Genomic DNA, 16,059 nt, shown 5'->3' with positions numbered 1-16,059 from the left:
TATTATCAGTAAGAGGATGCGTAATGAAAGAGCAATGGAGCAGGGAGCAGGCACAGGCGTGGTATCAGCAGAAAGGCTGGCTGTGCGGGTTTAACTATCTGCCGTCGACGGCGGTGAACTGGACCGATATCTGGCAGGAAGAGACCTTCGATGCCGCCACCATCGAGCGCGAGCTGGGCTGGGCGGCGGAGGCGGGCTATAACACCCTGCGCATCAACCTGCCGTTTATCGTCTGGGAGCACGACCGCGACGGCCTGATGGCGCGCATCGACCGCTTTTTGACGATTGCCGACGGTCGCGGGTTCAGCACCATGCTGACCCTGATGGACGACTGCGGTTTCTCCGGCGACGAGCCGTACCTTGGCCCGCAAAAGCCGCCCGTGCCGGGCAAGCACAACAGCCAGGCGGCGGCGAGCCCGGGGCGCGACAAGGTGTGCGATCCGGACTGCTGGGCAAACATTGAACGCTATATCCGCGACGTTGTCCGCCAGTTCCGCGACGATAAGCGCGTGCTGCTGTGGGATCTCTATAACGAGCCGGGCAACCGCGGCATTTTCGCGACCGGCACGCAGGAGGTGCAGTACGACGCGAAGCTGGAGACCTGTGCCCTTAAGCTTATGAAGCTCGCATTCCAGTGGGTGCGTGAAGAAGACCCGACCCAGCCGCTCACCGTCTGCGCGTGGCGTCTGCCGCCGGAAGAGGAGGGCGAGACGTTCTTTCAGCATCCGCTGGACCAGACCGCACTGGCGCTCTCGGACGTGGTGAGCTTCCACGCCTACACCCACACCGGCCGCATGACGGCGATTATTCAGCAACTGCAGGCGCTCGGTCGCCCGCTGTTCTGCACCGAATGGCTGGCACGCCACGTGGGTAGCACCATCGAGGAGCAGCTACCGCTGATGTACGCGGCGAAGGTCGCGCCGTATCAGTGGGGGCTGGTGCGCGGCAAAACCCAGACGTGGCTGCCGTGGCCGGTGGTGATGAAGGAGTCCACGGACTACTGCCGCCTCTGGTTCCACGACGTGTTCGAGGAGAACGGCATTCCGTTCTCGCGCCGTGAAATCGCCCTGATGCAGCAGCTGCGCAAGATCGCCCCGAAGGCACAAGGCTAATAATATCGACCCGGCGGCCGACCGCCGGGCAACCAGGCAGGCATATATCAATGGCAACGACAATGAAAATACCGTCTCGCGAGCTGTGGTCTTATTTTGGTTATGGATTAGGTCAGTGTTTTAGCTTTGGTTTAGTGGGTTCGTTTATTAACTATTTTTACACCGACGTGCTGGGGATCTCGGCGCTGGCGGCGAGCACCATCTTCCTGATTGCCCGCGCGTGGGACGCGGTTCACGATCCGCTGTTTGCCAGCATTATGGATACCATTAACAGCCGGTTTGGCAAGTTTCGCCATTTTTTGCTGATCGCCCCGCTGCTGATCACCGGCGTCACACTGCTGTCGTTCTATAAAATCGAAGCGGACATGACCACCAAAATCCTCTACGCCGGGGTGACCTACATCCTGTGGGGGACGCTGTACGCCATCTCCGATATCCCGTTCTGGTCGATGTCGTCAGTGATGACCAACGACTCCGCCCAGCGCACCCGCGCGGTGACGGCGGCGATGCTCGGGGTGAACGCGGGGATTGCCTGCGCCAATATCTTCTTCCCGAAGCTGGCGGCGTTCTTCGCCCAGTACAGCAACGATAAAGGCTACTTTATGGCGGCGCTGGTTATGATGCTGGTGGGCCTGCCGCTGATGCTCAACGGCTTTATGCAGATCAAAGAGCGCGTGCCGCCGAGCCCGGAAAAGGTGACCATCCGCGACACCTTCCACAACCTGCGCCAGAACAAGCCGCTGTTTATCGTCCTGCTGTCGTTCTTCTTCTGCGTGTTCCACAACGTGGCGGGCGGTCTCTATATCTACTTCTTTATCAACAATCTGGGCGACGGCAGCCTGCAGATGGCGATTGGCGTGATGGGGATCGTGGCGGCGGTACTGTGCCTGGTCGCCCCGATGCTGACGCGGCGGATGCAGAAGCGGAAGCTGTTTATGATCCTCTGCGGGCTGGACGTGGCGGTGCGCGTGGTGATGTGGTTTGTTGGGTATCAGCAGGTGACGATGCTGTTTATTCTGCTCGGCCTGAGCACGCTGTTCGTGATGATGACCAACATCCTCACCTCGTCGATGATTGCCGACACCATCGAGTACGCGGAGTACCACACGAACAAGCGCTGCGCGGCGATCACCTTCTCCGGGCAGACCTTTACCGGCAAGATGTCGGTGGCGGTGGGCGGCGGGCTCATCGGCGTGTTTCTGACGATGATCGACTATGTGCCGCAGGCGCAGTCACAGAGCGACAGCGTACTGGCGGGACTGTTCTTCGGGATTTGTTTGTTACCGGCGATAGGCTCGCTGATCCGAATGGGGTTTATGTCGCGCTTTACCTTTACCGAAGAGAAGCATGCGGAGATTTGTCGGCTGCTGGCGGAGCGGAATGCGTCTGCGAAAGCGCCAGGTGGCGGCTGCGCCTTACCCGGCCTACAGGACCAGCCCTTGTAGGCCTGATAAGCGAAGCGCCATCAGGCTTCGCGTAATGACTTACAGCGACTGCACAAACGCCAGCAGATCTTCGTTGAGCTGGTCCTGGTGGGTCAGCGCGAAGCCGTGCGGCGCGTTGTCGTACACTTTCAGCGTGGCGTTTTTGATCATCTCTGCCGCCAGCTTGCCGGTCGTTTCAAACGGCACGACCTGGTCGTTGCTGCCGTGGATCACCAGCGTCGGCACGTCGATTTTCGCCATATCCGGGCGGAAGTCGGTCTCGGCGAAGGCGGTTACGCAGTCGATGGTGCCCTTCAGGGACGCCAGCAGGGCGATGTTCAGCGTCTGCGTCAGGGCACCGGCAGAAACGGTCTGCCCGGCGTTGGTGCCGTAGAATGGGGTGGCGAAATCGCTGATGAACTGAGCGCGATCTTTACGCAGTCCGTCGCGAATCCCGCTGAAAACGCTCTGATCGACCCCTTCCGGGTAGCTTTCGGATTTGCCGAAAATGGGCGTTACCGCGCCCAGCAGGGCAAGACCGGCCACGCGTTCGCTGCCGTAATTGTTGATGTAGCGCGTCACGTCGCCGCCGCCCATGGAGAAGCCCACCAGCGTCACGTCGCGCAGATCCAGCGTGGTGATCAGGTCGTTAATGTCGGATGCAAAGGTATCGTAGTCATAGCCGTTCCACGGCTGATCTGAACGTCCAAACCCGCGACGGTCAAAGGCGATGGTGCGGTAGCCGCGCTCGGCCAGGTGGTTCAGCTGGCTGTCCCACATATCCCCATCCAGCGGCCAGCCGTGGCTGAAAAGAACCGGTTTGCCCGCGCCGCAGTCTTTGTAATAAATCTGCGTACCATCTTTTGCCTTAAACGTTGCCATAGTGTGTTCCTCTACAGGTGATTGTTATGTTCAGACCGGCGCGACCAGATAACGAATTGCCGGTGATGTTGTGCCCTGATGAAAAGCCAGAACGCGGCTCTGCAACAGGAGGTCATTCATGGTGTGGCGCTCCTGCTGGCGCAGATGCTCGATCCAGGAACCCATCAGGAAGGTTTCGATAAACAGACCCGGACGTTCAATATCTTCGTACACCGCCCAGCTCATCGCCCCGGCGCGGCGGCGCACCCGGCGTAGCTCGTGCACGGCCTGCAAAAACGCTTTCGCGTTCTGCGGGTCGATGATGTACTCATGCGAGACCAGCACCGGGCCACGCTCGTTCGGGAGTTCAATCTCCACCCCGTCCAGCGGCTGCCCGCTCAGGTCGAGATTTAAATCCGGATCTTTCTCCAGCTTCCAGCGGAACACCGTCATGCTCGCCAGCACCATCCCCAGCGTGGCGACAACCAGCGAAGCCGGAGTGCCGAACTGCGAGGCGATCTGGCCCCAGACGGCGCTGCCTGCGGTCATCGAACCGAAAAAGACCGTCAGATACACCGCCAGCGCCCGGGCTTTTACCCAGCGTGCGGCGCTGCGCTGCGCGCCAAGGTTGAGGGTGGAGAGCACCGCAATCCACGCGAAGCCGGTAAAGAACTCAAACAAGTTTAGCAGCCAAAAGTGACGTACAAATGCCAGCGCCAGCATGGTGATCGCAAACGTCAGGCTGGCGGCCACCATCAGCCGATCGGCGTTCAGCCGCTGGCGCAGACGCGGCAGCAGGATGGCCCCGGCAATGGCGCCAAGGCCGATACACGCCAGCATCACGCCGTAGCCCGCCGGGCCTAAGCCCAGCTCGCGGCGCGCCACCAGCGGCAGCAATGCCCAGCCCGCGCTGCCGAAAACAAAAAAGGCCACGGTGCGCACCAGCACGTTGCGCAGCACCGGCGCGGCGTGCACGTAGCGAATCCCGGAGCGCACCGCAGAGAAGAAGTGCTCCGGTGGCAAACGCTGCACGGACGGTGCCGGACGCCAGCGCCACAGCACCCACGCCACGCCCATCACGGACAGCGCGTTCAGGGCAAACACCATCCACGGCCCGGCAAGCGACAGCAGAAAACCGCCCAGCGCAGGGCCAATTGCCCGGCTGATATTGACCCCGAGCGAGTTAAGCGCCACGGCGGAACCCAGCTCGGGCTTGCTCACCAGGTCAGGGACAATCGCCTGAAACGGCGGCGAACTCATGGCCGCACCCACGCTCAGCAGAAACGTCGCCGCCAGCAGAACGGTGGGGGTGACGTGTCCGGTAAAAGAGAGCAGCGTCAGCCCGGCGGCGGCAATGAACACCCACAGCTGGGAGAAGAGCAGGTATTTACGTCGATCAACGATGTCCGCCATCACCCCGGACGGCAGGGCGAAAAGGAACATCGGCAGGCTGCTCGCCGCCTGCACCAGCGCGATATCCAGCGGATCGGCGCTGAGCGTCAGCATGCTCCAGTTGATACCGACGTCGCTCATCCATGAGCCGACGTTAGAGACCACCGTGGCGATCCACAGCATGCGGAACACCGGCTGGCTCAGCGGCTGCCAGGGTGAAACCGCGGGGGCGGGCGTCGTCTCGACGTGTGCGTCGCGAACGTCGTTTACCTGGGTCATGCGAACCTCTCCGTTGTTTTACGCTGCACTCGCCACTGGCCCGGACCGGTAAGGGCGAGGGTGGTGAAGATAATCAGCAGCAGCCAGCCAAACTGCCCCTCGGCAATCGACCAGTTCGGGTGGACCGCCAGCATCGCCACCAGCAGCACGGCGATAATCGGCAGGCACGCCAGGCGGGTGTACACGCCCGCAATGATAAACAGCGGGCAGATCACCTCGGCGACGATCGCCGGGATCAGACTGGCATACGGCCCAAAACCAAACGGATCTTCGATGCGCGTCAGCTCTTCGCTGAAGTGCAGCACCTTCGGCAGGCCGTGCACGTAAAGCAGCAGCAGACTGCCGGTCAGGCGCAGAAAGAACAGCCCCGGATCGATCCGGGGCGAAGCGTCATTTTGTTTCATCAGAATGCAAAGCAGCTGCAACCCAGCGCACCCCAGAAAGCGTTATCGTCGGATACCGGCATCTCTGACGTGCGGGCAAAGTCATGCTGGTGGTTGTGAACCCCGCACGGGCCGCTACAGTGGTGAGCCACACTCATACCCACGCGTGCGGCCTGCGGCGGCGCGCTGCGGTAGTGGCCCGGCACCTTCACCACCGGGGACCACTCGGGCAGGACCGGAATGGCGGGCGGCGCGAGTGGGCCAAAAGCGCCTGCGGCATAGACGATATCGCCGTTCACTACGGTGAGGACGGACTCGATGCCCTTGATCTCCTCCTCCGGCACGCGGAAGTAATCTTTGCTGAGCACCGCCAGATCCGCGAGCTGGCCCGCTTTGATCTGCCCTTTCTGGTTCTGTTCGCTGGAGAACCACGCGCTGCCCTGGGTCCAGAGCATCAGGGCGGTATCGCGATCCAGACGGGCGCTGTGATCGTACATCTGCATCCCGCCAACGGTGCGGCCGGAGACCAGCCAGTAGAGCGCGGTCCATGGGTTATAGCTCGCCACGCGGGTGGCGTCCGTTCCCAGGCCCACCGGCACGCCGGTCTCGAGCATTTTCGCCACCGGCGGCGTGTGGCGGGTGGCTTCGATGCCGTAGCGCTCGGCAAAGTACTCGCCCTGGAAGGCCATGCGGTGCTGGACGGCAATGCCGCCGCCGAGTGCTTTGATGCGGTCAATGTTGGCCTGCGACACGGTTTCGGCGTGGTCGAAGAACCAGTGCAGCCCGTTGAACGGAATGTCACGGTTCACCTTCTCGAACACGTCCAGCATGCGGCTGATGGATTCGTTGTAAGTGGCGTGCAGGCGGAACGGCCAGCGGTGCTCCACCAGATGGCGCACTACGCGCTCCAGCTCGTCCTCCATGCCCGGTGCGAGATCCGGGCGCGGCTCGAGGAAGTCTTCAAAATCGGCGGCGGAGAAGACCAGCATCTCGCCCGCGCCGTTGTGGCGGAAGAAATCGCTGCCCTGGCCCGGCGTAAGCATATCGGTCCATTTTTCAAAGTCTTCCAGCTCGTGGCCCGGACGCTGGGTAAACAGGTTGTAGGCGATGCGGATGGTCATCTGCTTTTTCTCGTGCAGCTCGGCAATCACCTCGTAATCTTCCGGGTAGTTCTGGAAGCCGCCGCCCGCGTCGATGGCGCTGGTCAGCCCCAGACGGTTCAGCTCGCGCATGAACTGGCGCGTGGAGTTGACCTGCTGCTCCAGCGGCAGCTTCGGCCCTTTCGCCAGCGTGGCGTACAAAATCATGGCGTTCGGACGGGCGATCAGCATTCCGGTCGGGTTGCCGTTGGCGTCGCGCTGGATCTCCCCGCCCGGCGGGTTTGGCGTGTCTTTGGTGTAGCCGACCACCTTCAGCGCGGCGCGGTTGAGCAGGGCGCGGTCGTACAGGTGGAGGATAAACACCGGGGTGTCAGGCGCGGCGTCGTTAATTTCGTCGAGGGTCGGCATGCGGCGCTCGGCGAACTGGAACTCGCTCCAGCCGCCCACCACGCGCACCCACTGGGGCGATGGCGTGCGCAGGGCCTGCTCTTTTAGCATCCGCAGGGCGTCGGCCAGGGACGGCACGCCTTCCCAGCGCAGCTCGAGGTTGTAGTTCAGGCCGCCGCGGATCAGGTGCAGGTGCGAGTCGTTCAGGCCGGGGATGGCGGTGTGGCCTTTTAAGTCGACCACCTTAGTGCCGTCGCAGTGGTGTTGCATCACCTCGGCGACGGTACCCACTTCCAGAAATTTTCCGTCGCGCACGGCAACGGCTTCCGCGACAGGATTCTCGCGATCGACGGTGTGAAACTGGCCGTTAACCAGAATGAGATCGGCTTTACCGAGGGTAACCATAATAGCTCCAGACTAAGAGGGGAATGGTCAGGATTATGGGAACCGGTTTCGGCAAAGATCCAGTTATACAATAGGATAGGTATACCAAAGTATAACTATACCTAAGGTTAACTATACGAAGAGATAATTACACCACAGCGCTGTGGGTCATAGGATGAACGCGATTTTATCGGCGTGCTGTTCGCGGCGATTTTAACCTTTAACCTCACTGGATAATCTTATGACCACTTCTAAGCTCGAAGTCTTAACCCCTGCCAACTGTCAGATCATCTTCATCGATCACCAGCCACAGATGGCGTTCGGCGTGCAGTCTATTGACCGCCAGGTGCTGAAAAACAACACCGTGGCGCTGGCGAAAGCGGCTAAGGTGTTCAACATCCCAACCATCATCACCACCGTTGAGACCGAAAGCTTCTCCGGCAATACCTATCCGGAGCTGCTGGACGTGTTCCCGGGCCAGGACATTCTGGAGCGTACCTCCATGAACTCCTGGGACGACCAGAAGGTGCGCGACGCGCTGAAGGCCAACGGCAAGAAGAAGGTGGTTGTCGCGGGCCTGTGGACCGAAGTGTGCAATAACAGCTTTGCCCTGTGCGCGATGCTGGAAGGCGACTACGAAATTTATATGGTGGCAGACGCCTCCGGCGGCACCTCCAAAGAAGCCCACGACTTCGCGATGCAGCGCATGATCCAGGCGGGCGTGATCCCGGTGACCTGGCAGCAGGTGATGCTGGAGTGGCAGCGTGACTGGGCGCGCAAAGAGACCTACACCGCGGTGATGGATATCGTGCGCGAGCACTCCGGCGCCTACGGAATGGGTGTGGATTACGCCTACACCATGGTGCACAAAGCGCCGTCTCGTCAGAAGAGCGAGCACCGCACCTTAGCGCCGGTTCCGGCTCGCTAAGTTCCGCTGGCGGGCTGGTCCCTCATCCGGCTCGCCGCTGCCTTTTTCTCTGGAGTTCACAATGAGTACAGGGTTGATATCCCTCGCGGCAGGCGTGTTGATTGGCCTGATGTATGCCGTGCTGAAGGTGCGTTCTCCCGCGCCGCCCGCGCTGGCGCTGATTGGCCTGCTGGGGATGCTGGCGGGGGAACAGGCGATGCGTCATCTTTTATCCCGCGACAATCCCGCGGGCGTGCAGGTGACGGTTCCCCACGTTCAGCACCTGTCCGGAGCGTCATCATGAAGGCCTGGATTATTTCGCTGGTGTGCGGGGTCGCGGCTGGGGTACTTTACGCCCTGCTCGACGTGCATTCCCCGGCGCCGCCGGTCGTCGCGCTGCTTGGCCTGTTCGGCATGCTGGTGGGTGAACAGCTGATCCCCATCGGACGGCGTCTGGTGAGCCGCGAACCGTTGACCCTGGCCTGGTTTCGTCATGAATGCGTACCGAAGATCAGCGGTACCGCGCCCCCAGCGCCCGCGAAGGAAAGCCGCGACGCGTAACGATTTGTTTGAGGAAAGACAGCATGACGCTGCCGTGGCGCATTGCCATCATTGATGACGAACGCTCTGTTCGCAGCGGGCTCAGTAACCTGCTGCAATCGGAAGGGTATGCTACCGATACCTTCGATTCGGCAGAGGTGTTTTTGAGCCACCCTCTCGCCCTGTCCGGCGCGTCGCTGGTGATCACCGACATCAAGCTACGCGGCATGAACGGCATCGAGCTGTTTGAGAAGCTGAGGTTGCTGGCCACGCCGCCACCGCCAATACTGTTTATCTCCGGTCATGCTGATGAAAATATGCAGCGGTATGCACTCAGTCTGGGCGCCGCTGCATTTTTGCGTAAGCCGATTAACATCGATATTCTGCTGGATCATATTCAGCGGGAGCTGGCCCGCCGACAATAAGGATCGCGGATGAACGAACATACGTCGCCTGCATTTTGGCCCGCCCGGGGAGGTCTCCATGAAGGGCGGGCTTTTGTTCTGAAAGAGGATGTCATTTTTACCGTGCTGGCGCAGGAGGGCGGCATCTCCTGGATGAACGGGCGACATCCCCAGTCCGGCGGTTCGTTTATTATTGCCACCGCGGTCAGCGATGAAGAAGAGGAGCGGGCAACGCGGCTGCTGAAAAACGAGTTTGCCCTGCGCGACCGGCTTCATGACGGCTGGGCTATCCGGCCCGTCGCTTCAACCCAGTACCGCGGACGTTTTGCGCTGGTCTACGCGCCGTTCTGCTTTGAACTGCTGGCGTGCCGGGCAGGTAAGGCGATTTCCGGGATCGCCCGCTTTATCGAAATGGCGATCCGCATCTGCGGTCCCCTGCGCCAGATGCATCTGCACAACCTGATCCACGGCGATATCAAACCCGGGGCGTTCTTCGTTCATCACGACGCCACCTGCCGTCTTTGCAGCTTCGGTCTTTCCTGCGGCACCTCCGACGCGTTCTCCCAGTCCCGGCTTGCCGCGTCTGGCGGCACGCCCGCCTACATGTCACCGGAACACACCACGCGTACCCGGCGCGCCGTCGACAGCCGGAGCGATCTCTACAGTCTGGGTATCGTGCTTTATGAACTTCTGACCGGGCGATTGCCGTTTGAACTGAGCGCTGATGACCAGACCAACTGGGCGCATTATCACATTGCCTCTGAGCCGCTTGCGCCGGGGCGGGTGCGCCCGGACGTACCCGGCATGCTGTCGACCATTATCCTTAAGCTGCTGGAGAAGAATCCGGAGAATCGCTATCAGACCGTCGACGGGCTGATTGCCGACCTCAGGCGCTGCCAGGCGACGCTGACCGCCGAAGGTGAGATCGTCGACTTTATTCCCGGCCAGCAGGATCGCTCTCCGGCGATCCATCTTGCCGATTCGCTTTTCTCTGCGCATCCGCAGGCCAGCGACGTCATCGCCGCGTTTGAGCGGGTCAGCCAGAGCGGTGCGCCGGAACTGGTGACTATTGGGGGGCCTTCGGGGATCGGCAAATCTTCCGTGATCGCCACCACGCTGAAATCGCTGCAACAGCGCAAGGTGCTGCTGGCGGTGGGCAAGGTCGATCAATATTCTCCCACGCTGCCCTACGGCGTGCTGAGTTCGGCGTTTCGGACGCTCACGCTGCACCTGCTCGGGCTGCCAGCCGGGGAGGTAGCGACGTGGAAAATCCGCCTGTCGCGCGCGCTGGAAGGCTTCGAGGAGCTGGCCGTCAGCCTGGTGCCGGAGCTGAATTTACTCCTTGAGAACAAACCGCGTTTCTCTGCGGATACCTTTTCCATCGACGCGCGGGCGCGCTTCAGCCATATGGTGCTGGCGCTGGTGAAAACCTTCGCCACCCAGGGCGCGCCGCTGGTGCTGCTGCTGGATAATGTGCAGTGGATCGACGCCGCCAGCCTGCAAACGCTCGATCACCTGCTGCGCGCCTGCGGCGCCATCCCGCTGCTGGTGGTGGTGGCGCACCGCGATCTCAGTTCGCTTTCTGAGCCCACCTTGCAGACCGCGCTGGCGAGCCTGCCGGAGGCGGCGCAACACGCCACGACGATCGTGCCGCAGCCGCTGTCGGTGAAGGCCGTGGCGCGCTGGCTCGGGGGGATTTTTCATACCCGCAGTACCGGTACCGCCGATCTTGCCACGCTGATCCATGAAAAAACCGGCGGCAACCCGCTGTTCGTGCAGGAATTTTTCCGCCGCATCGTCGATGACGGACTGGTGGTGCACAACAAATATCAGGGGAAATGGCATTACGATCTCCAGGCCATCCGCGCCCGGCACTACACCGAGAACGTGGTGACGCTGGTGCTTGAACAGCTCAAGGAGATGCCCGACGAGACGCGCCGCCTGCTGGGCAGCATCGCCTGCCTCGGCTGCACGGGCGAGCTGGAGATGCTGTGCCGCGTGGTGGGGCGGTCGGCGGCGGAAATCCGCTACGCGCTTCATCCGGCGGTGACCGCTCAGCTGATTGTGCTGACGGAGAAAGAGTACGCTTTTACCCACGATCGGGTGCAGGAAGCCGCCTTTGCCCTGCTGGATGAGGGCGAGAAAAGCCATCTGCACCTGACCACCGCCAGCCTGCTGGCGGATGCCGCGCGGCAGACGGCGGGCAACGAACTGCTGTTCCGCGCGGTTCACCACGTCAGCGCCGCGCTGGACTGCATCCAGCCTGCACCCCAGCGGCAGCGATTCCGGGAGCTGAGCCTTCAGGCCGCGCGGCGTGCGAAGCGTACCGGCGATTACCTTTCCGCCTTAAGCTATATCCAGACCGCCAGAGCGCTGGGGAATGCGGGCCCGGTCTCGGACTTTATGCTGGATATTGAAGAGGCGGGCTGTGAGTTTGCGCTCGGACACCTGGAGCGCACGCGTGCGCTGTGCGATGCGATCCTCGGTTCACCGGGCGGGCTGACGGAGAAAGCGCTGGCCGCCAACCTGCTGGCGGAAGTTTATATGCGCCAGTCGGAGATCCGCCTGGCGCTGGAGGCGTCGTTATGCTGGCTGGGCGTGTTCGGGATCCAGATCAGCCGCTACCCGGAAAATGCCGAATGTGACGGGGCCTGGCAGCAGTTCTGTCAACGCACCGCCGACGCGCCGCAGAACCCGTTTTCTCAGCTTAAGCTGATGGAGAACGCAGAGACCGAAGCGGTGATGAACCTGCTTTACAGCGCCAGTATTTTCGCCAGCTTTACCTGCCCGCGCCTGCACTTTTTACTCCTGTGCCGGATGATGCACCTCACGCTCGATCACGGCATAACCGGTGCTTCCACCACGGCGATGGCCTGGTTTGGCGTGCTGATTGGCCACCGCTACGCCGAATACCGTCTCGGGTTTGAGTACGGCACGCTGGCTCGTGAGCTGGTGAACCGCCACGGCTATGATGCCTATGAAGCCAAAACTCTGCTGCCGCTCGACCAGCTCAGCGTCTGGACCCAGCCGCTGTCGTACACTATCGAGTGCGCCAAGGCCTGCTTTACCTCAGCGGTGACCCACGGCGACATGACGATGGCCTGCTTCGCGGCCTGTCATCAGATCATTAACTTCCTCTCCCGGGGCGATCATCTGGATGGCGTGCTGACCAGCATCGATCGCGGTCTGGCCTTTGTGCGCAAAACGGATTACCAGGACATTGAAACCGTTCTGCACATTCAGCGCCGCTACGTGGAGTTTTTACGCACGCCGGTGACGGGCCCATGGAGCGCCGCCCAGGCGCTGCCTGACGGTCTGCTGCCCGCGCCGCCGGAGCAGGCGCCCGAGCAGACCTCGACCATGCTCTTCTGGTACTGGCTCTATCGCGGGATGGCGCACTTTTCCTGCGGCGAATACGCCGACGCACAGGCGGATTTAGAAATGGCGGGCTGGTATGCGTGGTCCGCGCCGGGTCATATTCATCTGCTGGATTACCATTTTTACAGCGCGCTGGCGCTCTCCCGCCAGCTCACGCCGGAAACCTTTTCGGCGGATTATCGCCGCAGTATTCATCACCATTACGACAAAATTGCCCTCTGGGCGCGGATCAATCCGGGCACATTTGCCGATAAAGAGGCGCTGATTTATGCCGAAATCGTCCGTCTGGACGGCATGAACAGCATCGCGCTGGAGCAGTATGAAAAAGCGGTGCGACTCTCGCGGGAGGGCGGGTTTAACCCGATCAATGCCCTGGCGCACGAGCTGGCCGGGCGTTTCTCGCTGGCCTGCGGCTACCCGACCGCCTCCGACGCCCATTTCCGCGGCGCGATTGCCGCCTGGGGGCGCGTCGGGGCGCAGGCCAAGGTGCGCCAGCTGGAGCAGGATTTCCCCCATCTGCTGGCCTCCGGGCAGAGCCGCGCGTATGACACGGCGGCGTTTGCCCAGAACGAGGTGATCCGCGATTTACAGAGCGTCATCAAAGCCTCACGCGCCTTATCCGAAGAGATCAACCTTGAACGTTTAATCGAAAACCTGATGACGCTGCTGCTTGAACGGGCCGGGGCGCAGCGTGGCCTGCTGCTGCGCGTCAGCGATAATCACATCCCGGAGATTGAAGCCAGCGCCTGGACCAGTACCGACGGCGTGCGGGTGCGCATCCTGAAAGCGTCACCGATGGCGACGGACATGCCGCTGTCGGTGCTGGCCGCGGTGATCCGCACCGGGCAGGAGATCCGCACCGGCAAACCGGAGGAGTTCCACCCGTTCAGCCAGGATCCGTATCTGGTGACGTCCGGCGCCGCCGTGATGTGCGTGCCGATGTTCAAACAGGCGCGGCTGGTGGGGATTCTGTATCTGGAAAACCGCCTGATGCCGGAGGTGTTTACCGCCGAACATTCGCGCGTGGTCAGCCTGCTGGGTGCGCAGGCGGCGGTTTCGCTGGAGACGGCGCGGCTCTACGCCGAGCTGCTGGCGGAAAACATCCAGCGCCGACGGGTGGAGAAAGAGCTGCGCGCCAGCCAGACCTCGCTGATGCTGGGCGAGCAGATCAGCCATACCGGCAGCTGGCGCTGGGAACTGGTGCAGGATCTGATGTTTATGTCCGAAGAGTACGCCCGTATCCTTGGCCTGCCGGAACAGCAAAAGATGATCTCAATGGCGGAGTTTTTGACCTTCGTGCATGAGGATGATTATGGCCGGATCAGCACCCTCGTTAATCAGAGCGTGCGTGACGGGCTGTCGATGCGCGCGGAGTTTCGCATCATCCGCACCGACGGCTCCGTTCGTTACATCCTCGGGATTGGCGATCCGGTGGGGGTGGGCAGCGAGGTGAATGAGTATTACGGCATCATTACCGACATCACCAGCCAGCGGGCGGCGGAGGATGCGATGCGGGTGGCGCAGGCGGATCTGGCGCGGGTCTCACGAGCCACTACCGTCGGGCAACTGACCTCCTCGATCGCGCACGAGATCAACCAGCCGCTGATGTCGATTGTCTCGAACGCCGGCGCGAGCCTGCGCTGGCTCAACCGCGATCCGGCGCGGCTGGAAAAAGTGCGCGAGGGGCTGGAGGAGATCGCCGCCGAGGGCGAGCGGGCAGGGGAGATCATCCGCAGCATTCAGTCTCTGACGCGCAAACAGGACCCCACGTTTACGCGAATCGATCTGCACTTCCTGATCCACCACATCATTATGCTCTCCCGCAGCGAACTTGAGCTGCGACACATAAGCGTTGATTATCTTCTGAACGCTGACGACAGCTTTATCATCGGCGACAGCGTGCAGATCCAGCAGGTGTTGCTTAACCTGGTGATGAATGCGATGGAAGCGATGGCGGAAGTGACGGATCGCCCGTGCAGCATCACGATCGCCACCGCGAACTGCGCTGAAGGGAAGGTGATCTTTGAGATCGCCGATACCGGCAGCGGCATTGAGCCGGAGCTCACCGAGCGGATCTTTGACTCGTTCTATTCGACCAAAGCGCAGGGAATGGGCATGGGGCTGACCATCAGCGCCAGCATTATTGAACGGCACCGGGGGAAACTGAGCGCGCGCCGCAGAGAGCCGTACGGCACGGTGTTTACCTTCGCGTTGCCGCTTGCCGGACAGGAGATGTAACGGTTATTCCGCTGGCTGATGTTTGGTCAGGCGCTCGACGGCCCTGACCAGTTCAGCCACGGAGCGGACCTGCATTTTCTCCATCACCCGGCGGCGGTGCACTTTCACCGTAATCTCACTGACGCCCAGCTCGGCGGCGATCTGCTTGTTGAGCTTGCCGCTGACGGCCAGCTCAAGCACCTCATGCTCGCGCGGCGTGAGGGACAGATGGCGCTGTTTCAGGGCGTAGTGCTCTTTGACGCGGGCGGCGTTGTGCTGTGCCAGCCTGAGCGCGGATTCGATAGAGTCGATGAGCGCGCTGGATTCAACGGGCTTAGTGAGAAATTCGTAGGCCCCGCCTTTGATCGCCCGGACGGACATAGGGATGGTGCCGTGGCCGGTGAGAAAGATGATCGGTATTTCCCGCCCGCTGTCTTTCAGCGCATCTGCGACATCAAACCCGGTTATCGTGGGCATTTGCATATCGAGGATCACGCAGGAGGGCAGATCTTCAAAGGGATGGCTGAGAAAGGCTTCTGCTGAGGAAAAGCCAAGGGCATGTATATCCGCAGATTCCAGCAGCCTGACAACGGACTGCCTGACTGTGTCATCGTCATCAACCACATAAACAATGTGTTCCATTCACCGCCCCGGTGTTGATTTAAATGTCGAGGATGTAAACAGTCACTATGGCTACGTAAGAGACTGTTTATGCTGACTTTCATCTTAACACATTAAATATCATTATCATTTAGCAATATGATAACCATATGAAGTATAGCGAGCTGGAGCGGAGGCGATGAAGGAACGAAACGCTGTTTTTATGCACCGACAAGCTCAATACGGTTGCCGTCCGGGTCCGCAATCACCGCTTCATAGAAACCGTCCCCGGTCATACGCGGGGCGCTGAGCAGGGAGCCGCTTGCCTGCGCCTGCGCTGCCATACTGTCCACCTGCGCTTTGCTGCCGACGTTGATGGCGATATGCGCCCAGCCGACAAATTCCGGGTGCGAAGGTGCACTGGGCAGGCCCGGCAGCGTCATCAGCTCGATGGTCGGCCCGTCATCCAGGGTAATAAAGTGAGATTTAAACCCCGGACTATTTTTGCTGACGTAGCGGTCATTACTGCGGCCGCCAAACACCGTTTCCCAGAACTGAACCTGCGCGTCCAGGCTGCGGGTCCAGAGTGCGACATGTGCAATATTCATAAGATCCCTCGTTATTTGTCTGTGAGGACTTTCACCGGTAAAACAGGCTACACTCTGGTTTTGAGCGCGACAAGCTGAGGAAA

The 16,059-nt window shown here is 61.1% G+C and carries 13 protein-coding genes; 7 read left to right on the top strand and 6 right to left on the bottom strand.

What is annotated here, in order from left to right; genetic code table 11:
- Positions 1–23 precede the first annotated feature (23 nt).
- Positions 24–1,112 (top strand): cellulase family glycosylhydrolase, encoded by a 1,089-nt coding sequence (locus tag O1722_RS20365; protein WP_058686535.1) that lies wholly within the window; start codon positions 24–26, stop codon positions 1,110–1,112.
- Between the two features lie 50 nt (positions 1,113–1,162).
- Positions 1,163–2,557, top strand: a complete 1,395-nt coding sequence (locus O1722_RS20360) for an MFS transporter (protein ID WP_058686536.1) — start codon at positions 1,163–1,165, stop codon at positions 2,555–2,557.
- A 39-nt stretch (positions 2,558–2,596) separates the two neighbouring features.
- On the opposite strand, the gene O1722_RS20355 is transcribed toward O1722_RS20360, so the two are convergent.
- Genes O1722_RS20355 through O1722_RS20340 form a run of 4 tightly spaced genes read right to left on the bottom strand, consistent with a single transcriptional unit; the run spans position 2,597 to position 7,343 of the window.
- On the bottom strand, positions 2,597–3,418 hold the full coding sequence (locus O1722_RS20355; RefSeq protein ID WP_047062288.1) for an alpha/beta fold hydrolase: 822 nt from the start codon (positions 3,416–3,418) through the stop codon (positions 2,597–2,599).
- Positions 3,419–3,448: 30 nt separating this feature from the next.
- A complete protein-coding gene (locus O1722_RS20350; protein WP_023303025.1) occupies positions 3,449–5,068 on the bottom strand; it encodes an MFS transporter in 1,620 nt (539 codons plus the stop codon).
- Positions 5,065–5,472 carry a DoxX family protein gene (locus O1722_RS20345; protein WP_017383877.1) on the bottom strand — a complete coding sequence of 136 codons (408 nt, stop codon included), beginning with the start codon at positions 5,470–5,472 and terminating at the stop codon, positions 5,065–5,067. The genes O1722_RS20350 and O1722_RS20345 overlap by 4 nt, the downstream gene beginning before the upstream one ends.
- Positions 5,472–7,343, bottom strand: a complete 1,872-nt coding sequence (locus O1722_RS20340; RefSeq protein ID WP_017383876.1) for an amidohydrolase — start codon at positions 7,341–7,343, stop codon at positions 5,472–5,474. Before O1722_RS20340 ends, O1722_RS20345 begins: the two co-directional genes overlap by 1 nt.
- A 220-nt stretch (positions 7,344–7,563) precedes the next feature.
- Here O1722_RS20340 and O1722_RS20335 point away from each other — a divergent pair, with 220 nt between their 5' ends.
- The 5 genes from O1722_RS20335 (at position 7,564) to O1722_RS20315 (ending at position 14,789) form a co-directional block, all read left to right on the top strand.
- Positions 7,564–8,250: a hydrolase gene (locus O1722_RS20335; RefSeq protein ID WP_003863053.1), complete on the top strand. Its 687-nt coding sequence runs from the start codon at positions 7,564–7,566 to the stop codon at positions 8,248–8,250.
- Between the two features lie 61 nt (positions 8,251–8,311).
- The gene (locus O1722_RS20330) at positions 8,312–8,533 is read left to right on the top strand and encodes a DUF1427 family protein (protein WP_017383875.1); all 222 of its coding nucleotides are present in this window, start codon (positions 8,312–8,314) and stop codon (positions 8,531–8,533) included.
- Entirely contained in the window at positions 8,530–8,790 is a 261-nt protein-coding gene (locus tag O1722_RS20325) for a XapX domain-containing protein (protein WP_003863056.1), read from the top strand. The genes O1722_RS20330 and O1722_RS20325 overlap by 4 nt, the downstream gene beginning before the upstream one ends.
- A gap of 23 nt (positions 8,791–8,813) precedes the next feature.
- On the top strand, positions 8,814–9,194 hold the full coding sequence (locus O1722_RS20320; RefSeq protein WP_017383874.1) for a response regulator transcription factor: 381 nt from the start codon (positions 8,814–8,816) through the stop codon (positions 9,192–9,194).
- Between the two features lie 9 nt (positions 9,195–9,203).
- Entirely contained in the window at positions 9,204–14,789 is a 5,586-nt protein-coding gene (locus O1722_RS20315) for a trifunctional serine/threonine-protein kinase/ATP-binding protein/sensor histidine kinase (protein ID WP_058686537.1), read from the top strand.
- 3 nt (positions 14,790–14,792) lie between these two features.
- Here the strand turns inward: O1722_RS20315 and O1722_RS20310 are convergent, their stop codons facing one another.
- Complete coding sequence (locus O1722_RS20310; protein WP_047735131.1) at positions 14,793–15,410, bottom strand: response regulator transcription factor; 618 nt, start codon at positions 15,408–15,410, stop codon at positions 14,793–14,795.
- 179 nt (positions 15,411–15,589) lie between these two features.
- Positions 15,590–15,976 (bottom strand): VOC family protein, encoded by a 387-nt coding sequence (locus tag O1722_RS20305; protein WP_058686538.1) that lies wholly within the window; start codon positions 15,974–15,976, stop codon positions 15,590–15,592.
- Positions 15,977–16,059 lie beyond the last annotated feature (83 nt).

This window comes from Enterobacter cloacae complex sp. HYC003_NIDB (assembly GCF_056673375.1).
This window is presented reverse-complemented; position numbering and strand designations above follow the sequence as displayed.

Bases quoted from the DNA above. Each gene is read 5' to 3' on its own strand.
- O1722_RS20315 (WP_058686537.1), top strand. From the start codon at position 9,204: ATGAACGAACATACGTCGCCTGCATTTTGGCCCGCCCGGGGAGGTCTC.
- O1722_RS20335 (WP_003863053.1), top strand. From the start codon at position 7,564: ATGACCACTTCTAAGCTCGAAGTCTTAACCCCTGCCAACTGTCAGATC.
- O1722_RS20340 (WP_017383876.1), bottom strand. From the start codon at position 7,343: ATGGTTACCCTCGGTAAAGCCGATCTCATTCTGGTTAACGGCCAGTTT.
- O1722_RS20345 (WP_017383877.1), bottom strand. From the start codon at position 5,472: ATGAAACAAAATGACGCTTCGCCCCGGATCGATCCGGGGCTGTTCTTT.
- O1722_RS20325 (WP_003863056.1), top strand. From the start codon at position 8,530: ATGAAGGCCTGGATTATTTCGCTGGTGTGCGGGGTCGCGGCTGGGGTA.
- O1722_RS20310 (WP_047735131.1), bottom strand. From the start codon at position 15,410: ATGGAACACATTGTTTATGTGGTTGATGACGATGACACAGTCAGGCAG.
- O1722_RS20320 (WP_017383874.1), top strand. From the start codon at position 8,814: ATGACGCTGCCGTGGCGCATTGCCATCATTGATGACGAACGCTCTGTT.
- O1722_RS20305 (WP_058686538.1), bottom strand. From the start codon at position 15,976: ATGAATATTGCACATGTCGCACTCTGGACCCGCAGCCTGGACGCGCAG.
- O1722_RS20330 (WP_017383875.1), top strand. From the start codon at position 8,312: ATGAGTACAGGGTTGATATCCCTCGCGGCAGGCGTGTTGATTGGCCTG.
- O1722_RS20360 (WP_058686536.1), top strand. From the start codon at position 1,163: ATGGCAACGACAATGAAAATACCGTCTCGCGAGCTGTGGTCTTATTTT.
- O1722_RS20365 (WP_058686535.1), top strand. From the start codon at position 24: ATGAAAGAGCAATGGAGCAGGGAGCAGGCACAGGCGTGGTATCAGCAG.
- O1722_RS20355 (WP_047062288.1), bottom strand. From the start codon at position 3,418: ATGGCAACGTTTAAGGCAAAAGATGGTACGCAGATTTATTACAAAGAC.
- O1722_RS20350 (WP_023303025.1), bottom strand. From the start codon at position 5,068: ATGACCCAGGTAAACGACGTTCGCGACGCACACGTCGAGACGACGCCC.